The sequence below is a fragment of the Streptomyces sp. NPDC059743 genome (genome assembly GCF_042732975.1).
Lineage (GTDB): Bacteria > Actinomycetota > Actinomycetes > Streptomycetales > Streptomycetaceae > Streptomyces.
On record NZ_JBHWGS010000014.1, the window covers coordinates 48,993 to 65,089 of the forward strand.

13 protein-coding genes are annotated in these 16,097 nt (G+C 70.8%); 1 reads left to right on the forward strand and 12 read right to left on the reverse strand.

Annotated elements, in window-relative coordinates; translation table 11 throughout:
* Nucleotides 1-5 precede the first annotated feature (5 nt).
* The 8 genes from ACFV6H_RS24620 to ACFV6H_RS24655 form a co-directional block, all read right to left on the reverse strand.
* Nucleotides 6-1,157 (reverse strand): LLM class flavin-dependent oxidoreductase, encoded by a 1,152-nt coding sequence (locus tag ACFV6H_RS24620; protein ID WP_385545751.1) that lies wholly within the window; start codon nt 1,155-1,157, stop codon nt 6-8.
* 64 nt (nt 1,158-1,221) lie between these two features.
* Nucleotides 1,222-2,292: an ABC transporter ATP-binding protein gene (locus tag ACFV6H_RS24625; RefSeq protein ID WP_385545754.1), complete on the reverse strand. Its 1,071-nt coding sequence runs from the start codon at nt 2,290-2,292 to the stop codon at nt 1,222-1,224.
* On the reverse strand, nt 2,289-3,356 hold the full coding sequence (locus tag ACFV6H_RS24630; RefSeq protein ID WP_385545757.1) for an ABC transporter ATP-binding protein: 1,068 nt from the start codon (nt 3,354-3,356) through the stop codon (nt 2,289-2,291). Before ACFV6H_RS24630 ends, ACFV6H_RS24625 begins: the two co-directional genes overlap by 4 nt.
* Nucleotides 3,340-4,263: an ABC transporter permease gene (locus ACFV6H_RS24635; protein WP_385545760.1), complete on the reverse strand. Its 924-nt coding sequence runs from the start codon at nt 4,261-4,263 to the stop codon at nt 3,340-3,342. The genes ACFV6H_RS24630 and ACFV6H_RS24635 overlap by 17 nt, the downstream gene beginning before the upstream one ends.
* Nucleotides 4,260-5,351, reverse strand: a complete 1,092-nt coding sequence (locus ACFV6H_RS24640; protein WP_385545763.1) for an ABC transporter permease — start codon at nt 5,349-5,351, stop codon at nt 4,260-4,262. The genes ACFV6H_RS24635 and ACFV6H_RS24640 overlap by 4 nt, the downstream gene beginning before the upstream one ends.
* Complete coding sequence (locus ACFV6H_RS24645; protein WP_385545766.1) at nt 5,348-6,949, reverse strand: ABC transporter substrate-binding protein; 1,602 nt, start codon at nt 6,947-6,949, stop codon at nt 5,348-5,350. Before ACFV6H_RS24645 ends, ACFV6H_RS24640 begins: the two co-directional genes overlap by 4 nt.
* Before the next feature lie 599 nt (nt 6,950-7,548).
* Nucleotides 7,549-8,451, reverse strand: a complete 903-nt coding sequence (locus ACFV6H_RS24650; protein ID WP_385545769.1) for a DsbA family protein — start codon at nt 8,449-8,451, stop codon at nt 7,549-7,551.
* Between the two features lie 20 nt (nt 8,452-8,471).
* On the reverse strand, nt 8,472-8,999 hold the full coding sequence (locus ACFV6H_RS24655) for an RrF2 family transcriptional regulator (RefSeq protein WP_385545772.1): 528 nt from the start codon (nt 8,997-8,999) through the stop codon (nt 8,472-8,474).
* 193 nt (nt 9,000-9,192) lie between these two features.
* On the opposite strand from ACFV6H_RS24655, the gene ACFV6H_RS24660 reads away from it, so the two are divergent.
* The gene (locus tag ACFV6H_RS24660) at nt 9,193-9,759 is read left to right on the forward strand and encodes a cupin domain-containing protein (RefSeq protein ID WP_385545774.1); all 567 of its coding nucleotides are present in this window, start codon (nt 9,193-9,195) and stop codon (nt 9,757-9,759) included.
* 33 nt (nt 9,760-9,792) lie between these two features.
* Here the strand turns inward: ACFV6H_RS24660 and ACFV6H_RS24665 are convergent, their stop codons facing one another.
* The 4 genes from ACFV6H_RS24665 to ACFV6H_RS24680 all read right to left on the reverse strand — a co-directional run bounded on the left by ACFV6H_RS24665 (nt 9,793) and on the right by ACFV6H_RS24680 (nt 15,988).
* Complete coding sequence (locus tag ACFV6H_RS24665) at nt 9,793-11,271, reverse strand: UDP-N-acetylmuramoyl-L-alanyl-D-glutamate--2,6-diaminopimelate ligase (RefSeq protein WP_385545777.1); 1,479 nt, start codon at nt 11,269-11,271, stop codon at nt 9,793-9,795.
* A gap of 634 nt (nt 11,272-11,905) precedes the next feature.
* Nucleotides 11,906-12,877: a DUF2510 domain-containing protein gene (locus ACFV6H_RS24670; protein WP_385545780.1), complete on the reverse strand. Its 972-nt coding sequence runs from the start codon at nt 12,875-12,877 to the stop codon at nt 11,906-11,908.
* 131 nt (nt 12,878-13,008) lie between these two features.
* Complete coding sequence (locus tag ACFV6H_RS24675) at nt 13,009-13,788, reverse strand: response regulator (RefSeq protein ID WP_385545783.1); 780 nt, start codon at nt 13,786-13,788, stop codon at nt 13,009-13,011.
* On the reverse strand, nt 13,778-15,988 hold the full coding sequence (locus ACFV6H_RS24680) for a histidine kinase (protein ID WP_385545785.1): 2,211 nt from the start codon (nt 15,986-15,988) through the stop codon (nt 13,778-13,780). The genes ACFV6H_RS24675 and ACFV6H_RS24680 overlap by 11 nt, the downstream gene beginning before the upstream one ends.
* Nucleotides 15,989-16,097 lie beyond the last annotated feature (109 nt).

Consider the following 16,097-nt stretch of genomic DNA (forward strand, 5'->3'; position numbering starts at 1 on the left):
AGAACTCATACCGGGACCACGGCCTCTCCGGCGGGCTCCGCGGTCCCGGTCCGCTCGGCCTCGGCGCGTACGAGACCGATCAGCGTGCCGTAGTCGCGGGCATCGGCCAGCGGCGCGAAGCCGCGGATCAGCAGGGTGCTCACGCCGAGGGCCACATAGTCGAGCAGGGATTCGGCGACCTGCTCGTAACTGCCCACCAGCGCGGTGGAGTTGCCCGCCGCTCCGGTGGTCTTGGCTATCTCGGTCCAGAGCCGCTTGTCATGGATCTCGCCCTGGGCCGCGTACTCCAGCAGCCGCTGGGAGCCGCGCTGTTCGGCGTGGTCGAGATGGAACGCCTTGCGCACCTCGCCCACTCGTTCCTTGGTCAGCCGCAGGATCTCCTTCGCCCGCTCCCATGCCTCGGCCTCGGTGGCGGCGGGGATGGGACGCAGACTGACACTGAACCGTGGGTCGCGGCCGTACGGCGCGGCGGCGGCCCGTACCTCACGGATACGCTCGGCGATCCCGGCGAGCGGTTCGCCCCAGAAGGCATAGACATCGGCGTGCCTGCCGCCGACGCGCACGGCGTCCTCGGAGGCGCCGCCGAAGTAGACAGGGATGGGAGCGGCGGGCCGTACGGCGGAGAAGCCGCCGCGTACCCGGTAGAACTCGCCGTCGTGGTCGAAAGGTTGGGCGGAGCTCCACTCCTTGCGGACCACATCGAGGAAGTCGTCGGTGCGCCGGTAGCGCGTCGGCTTGTCGCTGAAGTCGCCGTCACGGGCCTGGTCCGCGTCATCGCCGCCGGTGATGACATGCAGAGCGATCCGGCCGGGATGGAAGGCGTCCAGCGTCGCGTACTTCCGGGCGGCGAGCGTCGGCGAGACAAAGCCGGGACGGTGGGCGAGCAGGACGCCCAGCCGGTCGGTGTGGGTCAGGATCTGGTCGGCGACGGTGAAGCCGTCCGGGCTCGCGGAGGAGTGCGCGACCAGTACGCGGTCGAAGCCCGACTCCTCATGGGCACGGGCCAGTTCCCGCAGATAGCCGGGCTGGACGACCGGCCCACTGGCGTGACCGGTTTCGGTCCGGGTGGAGATGCCGTCGCGGCCGGACACGGGAGTGGCCGAGCCGCTTTCGCTGATCTCCTGGGTGGCGGCGATACCGATGAACTCGATGGGCATGGCGGTGGTTCTCCTGTGGGTGCGAAGCGGGTCCTATGGGCGCGAAGTGGGGAAAGAGCGGTCGTCAGCCGATCAGGTCGCGCCAGGTGGCGGTGTGGTGGCAGGCGACGGTGTGGGACGCTCCGGTGTCGTCGGAGAGCGCGGTACGGCGCGGCTCGTCCCGGCACTCGGGCCCGGCGAACCGGCAGCGTGGTGCGAAGACACAGCCCTCGTCGTCCGGCCACGGCGGACGGTCCGCGTCCGGGCGCAACTGGGCGGGCAGCAGCCGGTGTTCACGGCGTACGCTCGGCGCGGAGGCGGTGAGCAGCGCGGTGTACGGATGCCGTGGATGCTCCAGGACCTCGCCGATCGGCCCTTGTTCGACCAGTCGGCCCCGGTAGAGGACGGCGACCCGGTCGGCGATACCGGCCAGCGAGCTGAGGTCGTGGGAGATGACGACGACAGCGAGGCCGAGTTCACGGCGGAGCCGGTCGAGCAGGCTCAGTACGAGATTGCGGTTGGAGGCGTCCAGAGCGCTGACCGGCTCGTCGCTGAGGAGCAGCCGAGGCCGGGTGACGATGGCGCGGGCCAGCGACACCCGCTGGCGCTGGCCACCGGAGAGCTGTGCTGATGTACGGGCTCCGAGCGCGTCGGCGTCCAGACCCACCAAGGTCAGTGCCTCGTCTGCCCGCTCCGCGCGCTCACGCCGGCTCGCCGCGCCGACGGCGGCGAGTGGCTCAGCCACTGTCTGACGGGCCGTCAGTTCAGGATCCTGTGAGCGCAGCGGATCCTGGAACATGTACTGCACACGTCCCGAGCGCCGGAAGTCCCGCAGTTCACGGCGGTTCAGCCGGGTGAGATCCCGGCCCTCGAAGCCGATGGCGCCGCTGTCGGGCCGTACCAGACCGACCGTGGCACGGGCCAGGGTGGTCTTGCCCGAACCGGTCTCACCGATGATCCCGACGATCTCGCCCGCCCGTACGGTGAGATCGACGCCCGAGAGCACCCGGGTGCGTCCGGCGCGGCGCAGCGAGGTGGCCCGTCGGCCGTACGACACGGTGAGTCCGCTGATCTCCAGCAGCGCGTCCTGGTCGGGCCCGATGGCCGCCGCCTCGCCCTGCCGGGCCGCGAGGACAGGTCCTTGGACGGTGGTCATACCGAGGCTCCTTCCGTGACGGGCGCGGTCGCTTCGCCGAGCAGTCCGGCCGGGCGCAGGCAGCGCGCCCGGCGTCCGCCGTCCACGGAGTGCAGAGCGACGGGCCCTTCGGTGCAGCGCGCGGCGGCGTGGGCGCAGCGGTCGGCGAACCGGCAGCCGGGCAGCTCGGCACCGGTCTCGGGCGGCCGGCCAGGGATGATGTCCAGCTCACGCCGTCCCCACGCGCCGATCGACGCCACCCGTAGCAGCGCCTCGGTATACGGGTGTGCGGGCGAGGCGAGCACCTCGGCGGTGGGACCGTCCTCGACGATCTCGCCCGCGTACATGACCAGAACGCGATCGCAGCTCTCGGCGACGACGGCCAGATCGTGAGTGACCAGAAGCAGGGCGAGGCCCTGTTCGGCCCTGAGCCGCTGGAGGAGTTCGAGGATCTCGGCCTGGATGACCACATCGAGGGCGGTGGTGGCCTCGTCCGCGATGAGCAGTTCGGGCGAGCAGGAGACGGCGATGGCGATGAGGACCCGCTGGAGCATCCCGCCGGAGAGCTCGTGCGGGTACTGGTGGAAGACCTCTTCAGGGCGGTGCAGTCCGACGGCCGTGAAGAGTTCGACGGCGCGGATATGCGCCTCGGCCCTGGAGAGCGCGGCTCCCACCCGTAGCTGCTCGGTGAGCTGACGGCCCACCGTGAGCGAGGGATTGAGATACGAGGCGGGATCCTGGAACACGGCTCCGACACGGCGGCCCCGTACGGCGTCCCACTGCTTACGGCTGAACGCGGTCAGCTCGGCGCCGGGGCCGGGTGCGGTGTCCGGCTCCGCGCCGGCGGCACCAAGAGTGATCCGGCCGCCCGACACCTCGCATCCGGCGGGCAGCACGCCCAGTGCGGACCGGCAGGTCAGGCTCTTCCCGCTGCCGGACTCCCCGACGAGACCGACGGCTTCACCGCGCCCGATGGCGAAGGTCACCTCACGGACGGCGCGTACTCCGCCGGAGACGGTGACATCGAGTCCGTCGACGGTCAGTACGGCGGGCAATTGGTCAATTGGCTCAGCCAGTCGCGACACGCTGGTCGACCTCCTCCGGACGCTTCTCCACACGTGTGATCACCTGGATGCGCGGCGCGGTGCCGGCCTTCCGGTCCGGCTTCGTTCCCGCGTCCGCCGCCCCGCTGTCGCGTACGGCGTCCGCGAGGATGTTCAGGGCACCGACCGTGATCATGATCGCGGCGCCCGGGATCAGCGGCGCCCAGGGCTGTTGGGCCAGATAGCCCAGATCCGAGGCGAGCATTCCGCCCCAGGTCGGCGCGGGCGGCTGCACGCCCAGCCCGAGAAAGGTCAGGGACGCGACCACGAGGAGCGCCTGCCCGACGGCCTGCGCGGTGGTGACGGCGATCGTCGGCAGGATCTTGCCCCAGACATGGACGCGCAGGATCCACCACCGGGACGCGCCCATGAGTTCGGCCGCCTCCACATACTGCGCCTGCTTCAGTCCCAGGGCGGCGGCGCGGGTCACCCGGAAGTACAGCGGTGCGAAGAGCACGCCCAGCGCCAGCATCGCCTGGTGCATCCCGTTGCCCAGCGCTCCGACCACGGCGATGGCGAAGACCGTGAACGGCATGATCATCAAGGTGTCCGCGGCCCGCTGGGCCGTCCATTCGACGGTCCGGCCGAGCCACACGGAGGCGATCCCCGGCACGATGCCGAGCAGCATCGCCGCGCCGACCGCCTCCAGGGCGCCCACGACCGAGCGTCCCGTGCCCGCCAGCAGTCTGCTGAGGACATCACGTCCCAGATAGTCGGTGCCGAGCAGATGTCCGGCACTGGGTCCGTGCAGCATGTCGGCCGGCCGCTGGGCCAGCGGATCGTACGGTGCGAGGGCGCCACCCGCGACCGCCACCAGCGCGACGAGCGCGAGCACGGCCAGCGCCATCCGGGCCGACGGCAGCCGCCAGGTACGCCGGAGTGTCCTCATCGGGCGCTCCCTTCCGCCGCCCGGCCGCGACCGCCGTCCGGCTGTCTGCGCGCGGCCGGATTGAGCGCCGTCAGCGCCGCGTTGACGGCGATATTGGCGATGAGCACCACGGCCACGGTGACCAGCAGCGTTCCCTGGATGACCGGGATGTCGTGCTGTTCGGCCGACTGGAGCGAGAGCTGGGCGATCCCGGGCAGATTGAAGATCTTCTCGGTGACGACCGCGCCGCCCAGGATCACCGGCACACTCACGCCGAGGACGGAGAGCGCAGGTCCGGCGGCATTGCGCAGTACATGTCCGAACAGCACCCGCCGGGCGGAGAAGCCGCGCATCTCGGCGCCGGTCACATAGTTCTCGCGCAGGGCCCCGACGAGCGAGGTGCGCAACTGCCGGGCGATGGAGGCGGCGGCGTCCAGGCTGAGGGCGAACGCGGGCAGGATCGCGTACCGCAGCCACTCCCCCGGGCTCTCGCCCAGCGGTACATAGCCGCCGGTGGGCAGCGCGCCGAGCTGCACCGCGAAAACGACGATCAGCACGATGCCGATGAGGAACGGCGGGAGGGTGGCCAGGGCGGAGGAGACAAGGGTGACGGCCCGGTCGAAGCGCCCGCCGTTGTTCAGGGCGGCGACAATTCCGGCGCCACCGCCGATGACCACGGCGAGCAGCAGGGCGAGACCGGCGATGGACAGATCGACCGGCAGGGCTCCGGCGATACTGTCGGCGACGGGCACACTGGTGAACCAGGACACCCCGAGATCACCGGTGAGCGCGTGGCCGAGCCAGCTCAGATACTGCACGTACAGTGGCCGGTCCAATCCGAACTGGGCCTCCATACGGGCGATATCGGCCGGTGTCGCCTGGTCACCGAGGACGGCCGCCGCCGGGTTGGCCTCCGAGAGGGCGCCGAGCGCGAAGGTGAGCAGCGAGGCTAGGAAGAAGACCGTGGCGGTGATGACGAGCAGCCGGCCCAGCGGGCGCGGTGCTCCCGCCAGCCGTCGCCGTACGGAGGCGGATCCCACAGACCACGGCCGGCGCCCGTGGCCCGCCTTCGTCCCCGGCACCGTCTCCGTCACTATGGGCGCGGTCATGAGACCGTGACTCCCTCGAACCGCTGGACGACGGTGTACGCCGGGATCTCGGAGACCTTGGGATTGCGGGCGAGGATTCGCGGAACGGTGTAGAGGAAGACGTTCGGCATGGTCCGTACGGCGATCCCGGTGGCCTTCTGGAGAACGGCCGGATAGTCGGGCGAGTCCAGCGGCGTACGGCGGACCACATCGAGCGCCTTCTCCAGCTCGGGCGAGACGGTACGGCCCGGATTCATCAGGCCTTCCTTGCCGAAGAGCACCTGGAAGCCCTGGGTGGCGGCCTCACGTCCGGCGAACTGGTCGACGAAGAGGGCCTTGCTGCGCTGGACATAGACCAACTGGGACGCGCGGGCCGCCGGGATGCTCTCGATGGTGGCCGTGATGCCGACCTTCTTGAGCTGCGCCTGGATCAGTTCGGGTACGCCTTCGGCCTTCGATGTGGAGAGTGTGATCTTCAGACCGTTCGCGTGGCCGGCCTTCGCCAGCAGCTCCTTGGCCTTCTCCGGGTCGTACGGGAAGAGCGTGTCCAGCGCGTCGTCATGGCCCGCGTATCCCTTGGGGAAGGGCTGCCGGGACACCTCGCCATGGCCGAAGGACGCGGTCTGGAGAAGTTCCTCGCGGTTGATCGCGTACTTGAGCGCGAGCGCCACGTCCGGGTCGGTGAAGGGCTCCTTGCCGTTGTGGACATCGAGGACGGCCACCACCATGGAGGGAATGACCTGGACCTCAAGACCGGCGGCCTTGGCCGCCTCGACCTGACTGCCCGGTATCTGCGCGACGTTGTACTGCCCGGAGGTGAGGGCGGCGACGACGGTCGAGGGCTCGGGCAGCGGATACAGCTCAAAGTTCTCGATCTTGATCCGGTCCGCGTCCCAGTAGCCGGTGTTGCGGCGCAGCACGGCCTTGGAGTTCTGGACGTACGAGGCCAGGGTGTACGGACCGGATCCCGCGGGCTCGGTGGCGAGACTCGCGGCGTCGCTCTCGAAGACCTTGGGATTGACGACCATGCCGGTCTTGCCCGCGAGGAGCAGCGGAATCTGGAAGTCGGGCTCGGCGAGGCGCAGTTCGACGGTGCGGGCGTCGACGGCCGTGACCTCCTTGACGCCTGTGAGCTGGGCGGCGATCAGCGACTTCTCGTAGTCACGGCCCCGTTCGATGCTCTTCTTCACGGCGGTGGCGTCGACCGGAGTCCCGTCGCTGAACTTCAGTCCCTGGCGGAGGGTGAACGTGACGACCGTGCCGTCGTCGTTGTACTTCCAGGAGGCGGCGAGGGCGGGGACTGCGTTGCCGCGCTGGTCGAGCGTGGTGAGCGCGGCATAGACGAGGGAGAGGGAGTGCACGTCCCAGCCTGCGGACGAGGTGACCGGATCCCATGAAGTCGGCAGCGCCCAGCCCCATTTGAGCGTGCCGCCCCGGCCGCTCGCCGTCGATGTGGGCTGGCCTCCGCAGGCGGTGAGGGCGAGCGCGGCGCCCGCGCCGAGGGCGAGCCCGAGGAAGGAGCGCCGTCCCGGTCCTGGGCGGGAGAGCCGGGCGGGCGACGAGGAGATGGCCGGGCGGTCCGCGCCGGCGGTGGTGGATGAGGTACGGAAGATCGGCATGGGGACGCCACCTTTCTGGGCCGTTGTGGCGGGATGAGCTCACAACGGAGCGCGGTACCGTCCACCGCCGCGGCATTGGGGCGTGACAGCACCGGAACCGCCGACGGCGGACACGGATGAGGAGAAGCAGCCGACTCTCGGGCCGGGAAGGGCTCCGATACGGCTTGAGGCGTGCGGCTACGGCTGGGGTTACGGCTACGGCGGGAAGTGCCACGCGGAAGATCGCGCGGCGTGCCGGTCGGTGGAGGTCCGGTGTACGGGTGTACGTCCCCGGGTCACCGCTGTCGCGGCGCGGGAATCCGGGGCAGGGCCGGAGTGCCGAGGGCCCGGAAGAGCCTCAAGGGCCGCGTCGGCGGTCGGGTCAGCGACAGAGGGCGCTGGACGTACGCCGATAGTCCACGTAGCGGCAGACCACACCAGGGTGCATCGAATGCATGCCTCGTATCCTCACGGCCGGGCGCCACGCTGTCAATGGACACCTCTTGGTGTCTCATTGTCCGAGACCTTGGCGACCTGCGCTTTCATCTGCCCACACGCGTGCGACGGTTGCCGTCATGCCTCTTCGGCGCCGGCCGAACCGGTCTTTTCGGCGGCCCTGTTCAGACCGCTCCGGGACGCGTCTCGTCGGGATGCAGCCACAGCGGCCCATGGCCCGTCTCGATCCGTACGGCATTCGGCGGCGGCTCCGACTCGCCGGTGAGCAGGGCGAGTTCAGGGACGGTCAGACTCCGCCAGCGCTCCAGCGCCTCGCCGGGCGACCACCGTACGGGCCTGCGCGGCAGCGGCGCGGCGGCGGCCGTACGGGCGGCTTCGAGATAGGTCTCGACGGGCCGCCATCCCGGTACGCACACCCGGCCGCCCGGTCCCTCGAAGAGCAGTGTCGGCAGCGCGTAACGGCGGTGGTCGCCGACCTCCTTCGCCCGGCCCGGATGCGGTCCCGGCCCGTCGAGACCGAGCACCTCGGAAAGCGGCGCACGGGTCTCCGCCCAGTCGGAGCGGACCGCCTCCCGGGTCCGTGGAGCGGCCAGGTCGCGCAGCAGCCGGTCGGTGTCAAGGCCGGGGATGTCCCGTACGGCGCCAAGGATCCCGGCCGGTGTGTCCGCGGGCGCGCCGACGACGAACGTACTCTCGCGCAGCCGTCGCAAGACCCGCTCGGCGATCTCCGTTCCCTGCGACCTGGCGGCCGTGGCGGCGAGGGACGCGGGCCAGCTCGTACGGGTGAGCCAGTGCAGCCGGCGCGCGTACGGTGCGTGCGTATGGGCGGTGACCTCGTGGATGAACCGCTCGTACCAGCGGGCCTCGGCATCCGGGTCGGGAGCCGGATCGTCGTCCTCGTCGAAGAGGATGCCGAAGACCTGCCGCCACCGCGCGCGCGGCCCGAGCGTCTGTCTGAGCGACCGGAAGACCGGCTCGGAGCCCCAGGCCCAAGGGCAGGCGGGATCGGTGTACTCGGTGATCCGGATCAGTGGCCGAGCCACTTCCGCCGGCGGTGGACCGGCCACCGCTCCAGAAGGCTCCTCGGTCATACCGGAACCGCCGGAGAGACATCGCGGACCGAGGACCCGGGACCGGTACTCCGCGACGCCACGTCCTCCATGTCCTCCGCGCCCTCAGCGCTCTCGGCGGCGACCGCGCCCTCAGTGCCTGCCGCGCCCTCGGCGGCGAGTTCGGCGATGGTCGTGCGGCCGAGCACCGACTGCGCGGCGGCCTCGACCGCGCGCCACAGATCCGGCAGCCGCCGCGCGGCGCCGGGGTAGACGAGGCTGTCGGGCCGGGCGCCGCGCAGTGTGAGGAACTCGCCGTCGACCGCGGTCATCACCTCGGCCACACTGATCGCGGCCGGATCGCGGCCTATCCAGTAGCCGCCCTCACAGCCGCGCTGGCTGCGGACCAGACCGGCCTGCCGCAGATCCCGGAAGACCGATTTGAGAAACCGGAACGGGATGTCCTGGGCGGACGCGATGCCCTCACAGGTCAGCGGCCGTGCGCTGTCGGCGGCGAGTTCGACGAGCGCTCGCACCGCGTAGTCCGCCTTCGCCGATATCTGCATCTGCACCGTCTCCCCGCGGGTCTCCGTACCTGACGAACCGTCCGAGAACCGGGAACAGCCAGCTCGGCGGTAATGGACACATCTTGACATCCATTCGCCGCGCTCTCTACCGTCGGCGCCGAGACCTCGGCCGAGAGCTCGCCGGACCCCGGCCAGGACCTCGCCGTCCGCAGCCCCGACGAGCAGGATCTCCATGACCTCGCACACCCCGCCCACCGGACACGACGCGTTCCATCCCGATCTGCCGGACCACGACCGTGACCAGGACCATGAGCACGGCACGGCAGGGAGCACACTGCCGCTGCGCGCCCGGCTGCACCACATCCGGGCCGACGCGCTCGACGGCGACACCGCGCAGACCGGCGGGATGCGGCGCTTCGCGGCGATCAGCGGAAGCAGTGTCGGCTCCGAGCGGATCTGGATGGGCCAGACGCATGTCGCGCCCGACACCGCGTCCTCCAACCACCATCACGGCGCCTCCGAGACGGCCATCCATGTGATCAAGGGACACCCGGAGTTCGTGTTCCTCGACGACTCCGGCGGTACGCCCGAGGAGATCCGGATCCGTACCTCGCCGGGCGACTACATCTTCGTACCGCCCTACGTCCCGCACCGCGAGGAGAATCCCAGCGCCGACGAGGAGGCCGTGGTGGTGATCGCCCGCAGCACACAGGAGGCGATCGTGGTCAATCTGCCCGAGCTGTACGTCCTCGGAAACGAACCGGACGGCGCGCCGGACAGCGAACCGGACGCCGACTGACCCGCCGCCCGGCCGACCGCCGCCGTTCCGCGTCTACGCGGCGAGTTCGCGGACCGTCGCCATGTCGCTGAACGGCAGCAGCCGTTCGCCGACGATCTGGTACGGCTCACTGCCCTTGCCCGCCAGCAGGACGATGTCGTCGCGGCCCGCCTCGGCCAGCGCGAAGGCGATGGCGGAGCGGCGGTCGGCGAACCGTTCGAAGCGGCAGCCGGTGGCCAGCAGGCCCGGAGTGATCTGGTCCATGATCGCCCCGGGATCCTCGTTCCGCGGATTGTCCGAGGTGAGCACGGCCAGATCGGAGTACGTACCGGCGATCTCCCCCATCCGGGCACGCTTCGTAGTGTCACGGTCGCCGCCGCACCCGAAGACGGTGATGACGCGGCCCCGGGCGAAGTCCCTGATGGCGGTGAGCACCTTCTCCAGCGAGTCCGGCGAGTGCGCGTAGTCGACGATGACTGCGGTGCCTCCGGGCGTCTCGAAGCGCTCGAACCGCCCGGGAACCGGCGGCATCCGGTCCAGCGCGCCGACCAGCCCGCGCAGATCGTGCCCGAGCAGATGGCAAGCGGCCACCGTGGCAAGGGCGTTGGCCACCGAGAACCGGCCCGGCACCGGGATCGCCGCCGGATATTTGCGCCCTTCGTGATGGAGGGTGAACCGCGTGCCGAACGCGTCCATGGTGAGATCGGTCGCCCGGTAGTCCGCCTCGGCGTCCAGGGCGTATGTGGTCACGGCCCCGGGCATCAGCGCACCGATCCCGGCGCCCACCGGATCATCGGCGTTGACGACGGCATGTCGGCAAAGCCCTTGGAACAGCCGGAGTTTGGCGTCCCGGTAGTTCTCCATCGTGCCGTGGTCGTCCAGATGATCCTGCGTCAGGTTGGTGAAGACACCGACATCGGCGAAGGCGTGGTCCACGCGGTGCGTCAACAGGCCCATGGAGGTGGCCTCCAGCACCACCGTGCCGGTCCCACGGTCGCGCATGTATCCCAGCAGATACTGGAAGTCGGGCGATTCGGGCGTGGTCAGGACCGATCTCGGCATCGGGATCACCTCGTCGCCGATCCGGCTGCCGGCGGTCCCGATGACACCGACTCTCGCGCCCTCGGCGAGCCGCAGTACGGACTCGACCATGTACGACACCGAGGTCTTCCCGTTGGTGCCGGTGACGGCCACCATGTCCATGCCGCGCCCGGGATCACCGTAGTAGCGCGAGGCGACGGCCGACGCGACCGTACGGGTGTCCCGTACCCGTACGACACACGCGTCCGTGTGCGCCCACACCGACGCGTCGGGCTCCGGTTCCTCCGCGTCCAGCAGCACCGCCACCGCACCGCGCGCGAGGGCCGGGCCGATGGCCGCGGGACCGCCTTCGCGATGGCCCGGCACGGCGATGTACAGCGAAGCCGGCACCACCCGGTGGGCGTCGAAGCAGATACCCGCGGTGATCGCCGTGTCCGGATCCCCCCGCAGAGTCTCGTGGTCGTGCCCGGCGAGCAACTCGCTCAACTTCACAGGGATCCTCTCGGAGGTGCGGCTCGGAATCGCGGCCCGACAGGAACAAGGCATCGCGACATGGGTGGGACGGAGGTGACCGGTGAGGACGCCAGGGACCGCCAGGGACCGGCTCGGGTTCAGGGTCCGCTACGGCGTTACGGGAACGGGCGGCCGACCGGGGAAACCGACTCCGCGGACGGCTGCCGAGTCCGTACGGCCCGACGCGGCCGGTTCAGAAGGCTCGGTACGGAGGAAAGTCGGGCGGGGCGGCAGGGCGCTAGCCGTGGCCGTGCAGCGCCCGGCAGGCGGCTTCCGGCGGGGACACCGGGCCCGGACCTGCGGTCAGCACACCCGCGGCGGCCGAGCACAGCGCGCAAGGGGCCTGTCGCAGGCACTCCCTCACCGCACGTGTACACCCCATGAAGGGAGTGTACGGCCGACGGGCCTGGACGGACGCCGCTCCGGCCCGCCGTACCGCGTCACCGCACGCCACAGGGCGGGCCGCACACGGCGACCCGCCCTGGAACACCACACGAAAGCTGGAACATCACGCGGAAGCGACTGGGCCGACCGCAGCCCGCCGCCACCGACCACCGGTCTCGGTCGGACGGTCCTGCGCTCAGACGGTCGGACGGCTCCACGCCTCGGACGGTCAGACTCCCTGCCCGCTGCCGCTTCCCGCACCTGCCGCGGCCTTGATGCCCTGCGTGATCTCGTCCATCACGGACAGCTTGGGCGCCTTGTCATTGATGTCGAAGCCCGAGCGCACGACAACCATCAGCCCGGAGGCGGAGGGCGAGGTGAAGGCGAGCGACTGCACATAGCCGTCGTCGCCCTTGCTCGTGACAACCTTCCACCGCACCAGATAGCCCTTCTGCCCGGCGACGGTGACCGCCTCGGACTTCAGCTCCTCGTGGGAGGAGATCTTTCCGTAGATCTCGCCGCCGTAGGACTCCTCGGCATTGGCCTGGATGTCCTTCTCCGCCGCCGCCTTGGCCGTGGTGGCCTCGATCTTCATCGCCGCCGCGGGCGCGGAGAACACTCCGCCGCGGACACAGCTCTGGGACGTGTCCCCGGGACAGGAGTACTTCCCGGTGGTCACTCCGGCGCCGACCACTCCGGACTCGCCGGTCCAGCCGTCCAGGACCGGGATGCTGATCCCGCTGGCCGCGTCGGTGGCATAACCGTCCTCGGTCTGCGGCATCCCGGGCGCATCGCTCTCGCCGCCGCCGGAGCCGCCCGGACCGCCCGGGCCATCAGGGTTCGGGGTCCGCTGTCCGGGCAGTGAGGGAGCTATGGAAGGGACGTCGCCGACGCGCGCCGACGCGCTGTCGTCTCCGTCGCGGCCGAGCAGATAGAAGCCTCCCGCGATGGCCATCGCCACGACCACGGCAGTGACACCGACGGCGATACGACGGCCGCGGTTCATCCGTCCGGGTGGCGGTGATACGGGATAGGGAGGCGACCCGGGATATGGAGGCGCGGTCGGCGGCGCCCACTCCGCGGTGGAGGTGGCGCGGAGTTCGTCGGTCCAGGCGGAACCGTCCCACCAGCGTTCCTGCTGGGGGCCATCGCCCGAGTGCCCAGGATCCGGATACCAGCCCGGCGGAGTTGTGTATGTCACGGTTCTTAGCCTAAGCATATTGTCTGAACGACTGGTGAGAGGCCTATGAGAATCCCGGCAGCGCAGCCATCGGTCCTCGGCCGGTGCCCTTCAGCTCACTCTCTTCCCTCCCTCTTCTCCTCGCTCACTGCTCACTCTCCGCCGAGGCCCGCCTGCCGGGCCCGGACGATCGCTTCCGCCCTGCTGGCCGCCTGAAGCTTCGTGAGGATGTTGGAGAGATGGTTGCGGACGGTCTTCGGGCTGAGCACCAGCCGTCGCGAGATGGCGAGATTGTCCAGACCTCTGGCCACCAGATCCAGCACCTCCCGCTCCCGCACCGTCAGTTCGGGCAGTACGACCGGCACGGCGCCCGGCGCCCGCAGCCCGGTGATATAGGCCATCGCCCGTGATGCCACGGCGGGACCGAGCAGCACCTCGCCATGGGCGACCGCGCGTACGCCGCGCTCGATCTCGGCGGGCGTCGCGCCCTTGAGGAGATAGCCGCGCGCGCCGGCCCGCATCGAGGCGAAGACCGAGTCGTCGTCGTCCAGCATCGTCACCACGAGGACGGCCGTCGCGGGCCGGAGCCGCAGGATCTCCCGGGTGGCCTCGACTCCCGAGGGCGCTCCGTCGCCGAGGTGCAGGTCCATGATCACGACATCGGGCCGGTGCGCGGTGACGGCGGCGACGGCCTCGTCCCGCGTCTCCGCCTCACCGACCACGCTCACACCGGGCAGTGATCCGAGCAGTGCGGCCATGCCCATACGGAAGACGGGATGGTCGTCCACGACGACGATCCGCAGGCCGCCGTCGGCTCCGTCCCGCCGTTCCGCCCCGGACTCCTGGCCCGCCGTCGTGTCCACCGGATCCTCCGTACTCGCCCGGCCTGCCTGCCCGCGCTCACGATCGCGGTTCTCGCGTTCATCGCGCATGGTCGGCCACTGAGTCGGTCAGCTCCTCACGGAGAGGAACGCGCAGGATCAGCCGGGTCCCTCGGCCGCCGGCGCCCGGCTCCCATCCGACCGTTCCGCCGACCTCCTCGGCCCGCTCCCGTACGGACTGCCGGCCGACACCGGACCTGGCGCCCGCCGCGATACCGCGCCCGTCGTCCTCGACCACCACGGTCAGTGCCCGGTCCGCACCCGAGCCGGTCCCGGCCAGAACCACCGCACAGGTCCTGGCACCGGCGTGCCGTGACACATTCCGCAGCGCCTCGGCCACGATCGCGTAGACCGCTCCGGCGACCTTCGCGGGTATGTCGACGGGCGCCGGCCGCCCTGGGCCCTTGTACCCGTCGTCCTTGCCGCTCTTCCCGGTGTCCTCGCCGACGGCCCTGTCCCGTACGACCACGGCGAGGCCGTCCGCCTCGTACCGCATCACCAGTTCCCGCAGGGCCGCCACGAGTCCCAGCTCGGCCAGGACAGGCGGAACCAGTCCACGGGCCAGCGTACGGACCTCGTCCACCCGCGCGTCGACTTCGGTACGGAGCCGGCCGAGCAGGGCGTCGGCCGCGTCCGCGCGATCGGGCAGCAGATTGCGTACCGCCGCGAGACCGAGCCCGATACCGGCCAGGGCCGGACCGAGCTGATCGTGCAACTCCCGCCGCAGGGACCGTCGTTCGTCGTCCCTGGCGGCGGCCAGCCGGCCGCGCGACTCGCGCAGCGCCCGGGTGACGGCGGCGAGATGGACGGCCGTGGCGACGATGGGCGCCACCTCCTCCAGCGCCGAACGGGCCCTGCGGTCAAGGCGTTCACCGGGCCGCGCGGTCACCAGCAGTGTTCCGGCGCTCTCCTGACGTACCACCAGAGGTACGGCGAGAGGCGTCTCGTGTGCCGATGAGGCGAGGGCGGAGGCCTCCGGCGGTTCGTCCCGGGATTCCTCCGGCGGTTCCTCCGTCGAGATCGAGACCAGCACCTCGCCGTCGGCGTCCAGTACCCGCACCGAGCCGAGGTTGAACGAGACCGCGACGCTCTCGGCCATACCGGTCAGCGCCTCTTCCGGACCGGCCGCGCTGCCGAGATGGCGTCCGACCCGGCTCAGCGCCGGCGCCGCCGCCTCCCCGTGCACCAGCCGGTCCACACGACGCTGCAACCAGCTTCTCGCGGGCTGGATCCCGACGGCAGGCACGGCGGTCGCCAGCACCTTGCCGAGGGCGCTCTCACCGGGCAGGACGAGTCCCAGCACCGCCACCGTCACGAAGTATCCGGCCACCAGCATGCCGGTGAGCAGCGACCACACCAGCGTCCTGCTCACCGCCAGATCGATCCCCCACAGCCGCTGCCGCAACACCGCGACCAGCACCGCCGCCGGGAAAAACGCCTGCGAGGCGATATGGGTGAACGGAGTGAACAGCAGCACCGCCGTGCTGTCCGAGGTCGGCCACAGCACCAGCGGAAGGAACGTGACCGCGATGAGCGCCGTACCGATCGCCAGCCAGCCCAGCCCTCGCGCGGCCGGATCGCGCATCCGGCGCCATCCCGTGTGGGCGGCGGCGCCGAGGCCGAGGACCACGATCAGCGCGAGCAGGATCTGGTTCAGCGGCTCGGCCAGCCGGGCCCAGGCCGTACTGCGTACGGCGAGCGGGGCATACGGCTCGCCGTACGCCGGCCAGGGCCAGGGATCGGTCAGCCGGAGCGCCAGTACGGCGACGATCACCGCGGTCCCGGTACCGAGCGCCCAGCGGGCCGTCGAGGACAGCCGCCGTCCCGACACCAGATAGGGAACGACAAGGATCAGGGAGAGCGTGCCGGGCACCCATGCGGTGGACTGGAGGATCGTCCACTGCGGTGGCACAGCCTCTGCTCCGGCGTCGCGCGCCCACAGTGCCACCGCCTGGGCGGTGACCGCCGCGATCCCGCCGCCGACCGCGGTCAGCGCGACCAGCCAGGCGACCACATGCTGTCGGCGGGACAGAACGACCGCGGCGACAAGTCCGTACACCAGCGCGTCGACCGTGTCGACGACGAAGAACCACTGGTCCTGGGTCCATGGGGCGCCTGCCACGCCCATCAGGACCAGGGCGGTCGCGGCCAGTGCCCAGGCCGTGACGAGCACGCAGACGGCGGCGGCGCGATGGCCCCCGCCGTCGATCCTCCACCGGGCCGACACGCCCGGATCCCCCTTGTCCCCCACGGGCCAAGGATCCCAGTCGGCCGTCCCGGTGTCAGTCCGTTCCTCGCGCTCCCACTGATCCGGACCCACTCCCCCGCACTGACCCACTGCGCTGTACGGGCAGGTCCCG

Excerpts from the sequence above, each read along its gene's own strand:
- ACFV6H_RS24655 (WP_385545772.1), bottom strand. The coding sequence starts at position 8,999 with ATGCAGATATCGGCGAAGGCGGACTACGCGGTGCGAGCGCTCGTCGAA.
- ACFV6H_RS24645 (WP_385545766.1), bottom strand. The coding sequence starts at position 6,949 with ATGCCGATCTTCCGTACCTCATCCACCACCGCCGGCGCGGACCGCCCG.
- ACFV6H_RS24640 (WP_385545763.1), bottom strand. The coding sequence starts at position 5,351 with ATGACCGCGCCCATAGTGACGGAGACGGTGCCGGGGACGAAGGCGGGC.
- ACFV6H_RS24625 (WP_385545754.1), bottom strand. The coding sequence starts at position 2,292 with ATGACCACCGTCCAAGGACCTGTCCTCGCGGCCCGGCAGGGCGAGGCG.
- ACFV6H_RS24620 (WP_385545751.1), bottom strand. The coding sequence starts at position 1,157 with ATGCCCATCGAGTTCATCGGTATCGCCGCCACCCAGGAGATCAGCGAA.
- ACFV6H_RS24635 (WP_385545760.1), bottom strand. The coding sequence starts at position 4,263 with ATGAGGACACTCCGGCGTACCTGGCGGCTGCCGTCGGCCCGGATGGCG.
- ACFV6H_RS24660 (WP_385545774.1), top strand. The coding sequence starts at position 9,193 with ATGACCTCGCACACCCCGCCCACCGGACACGACGCGTTCCATCCCGAT.
- ACFV6H_RS24675 (WP_385545783.1), bottom strand. The coding sequence starts at position 13,788 with ATGCGCGATGAACGCGAGAACCGCGATCGTGAGCGCGGGCAGGCAGGC.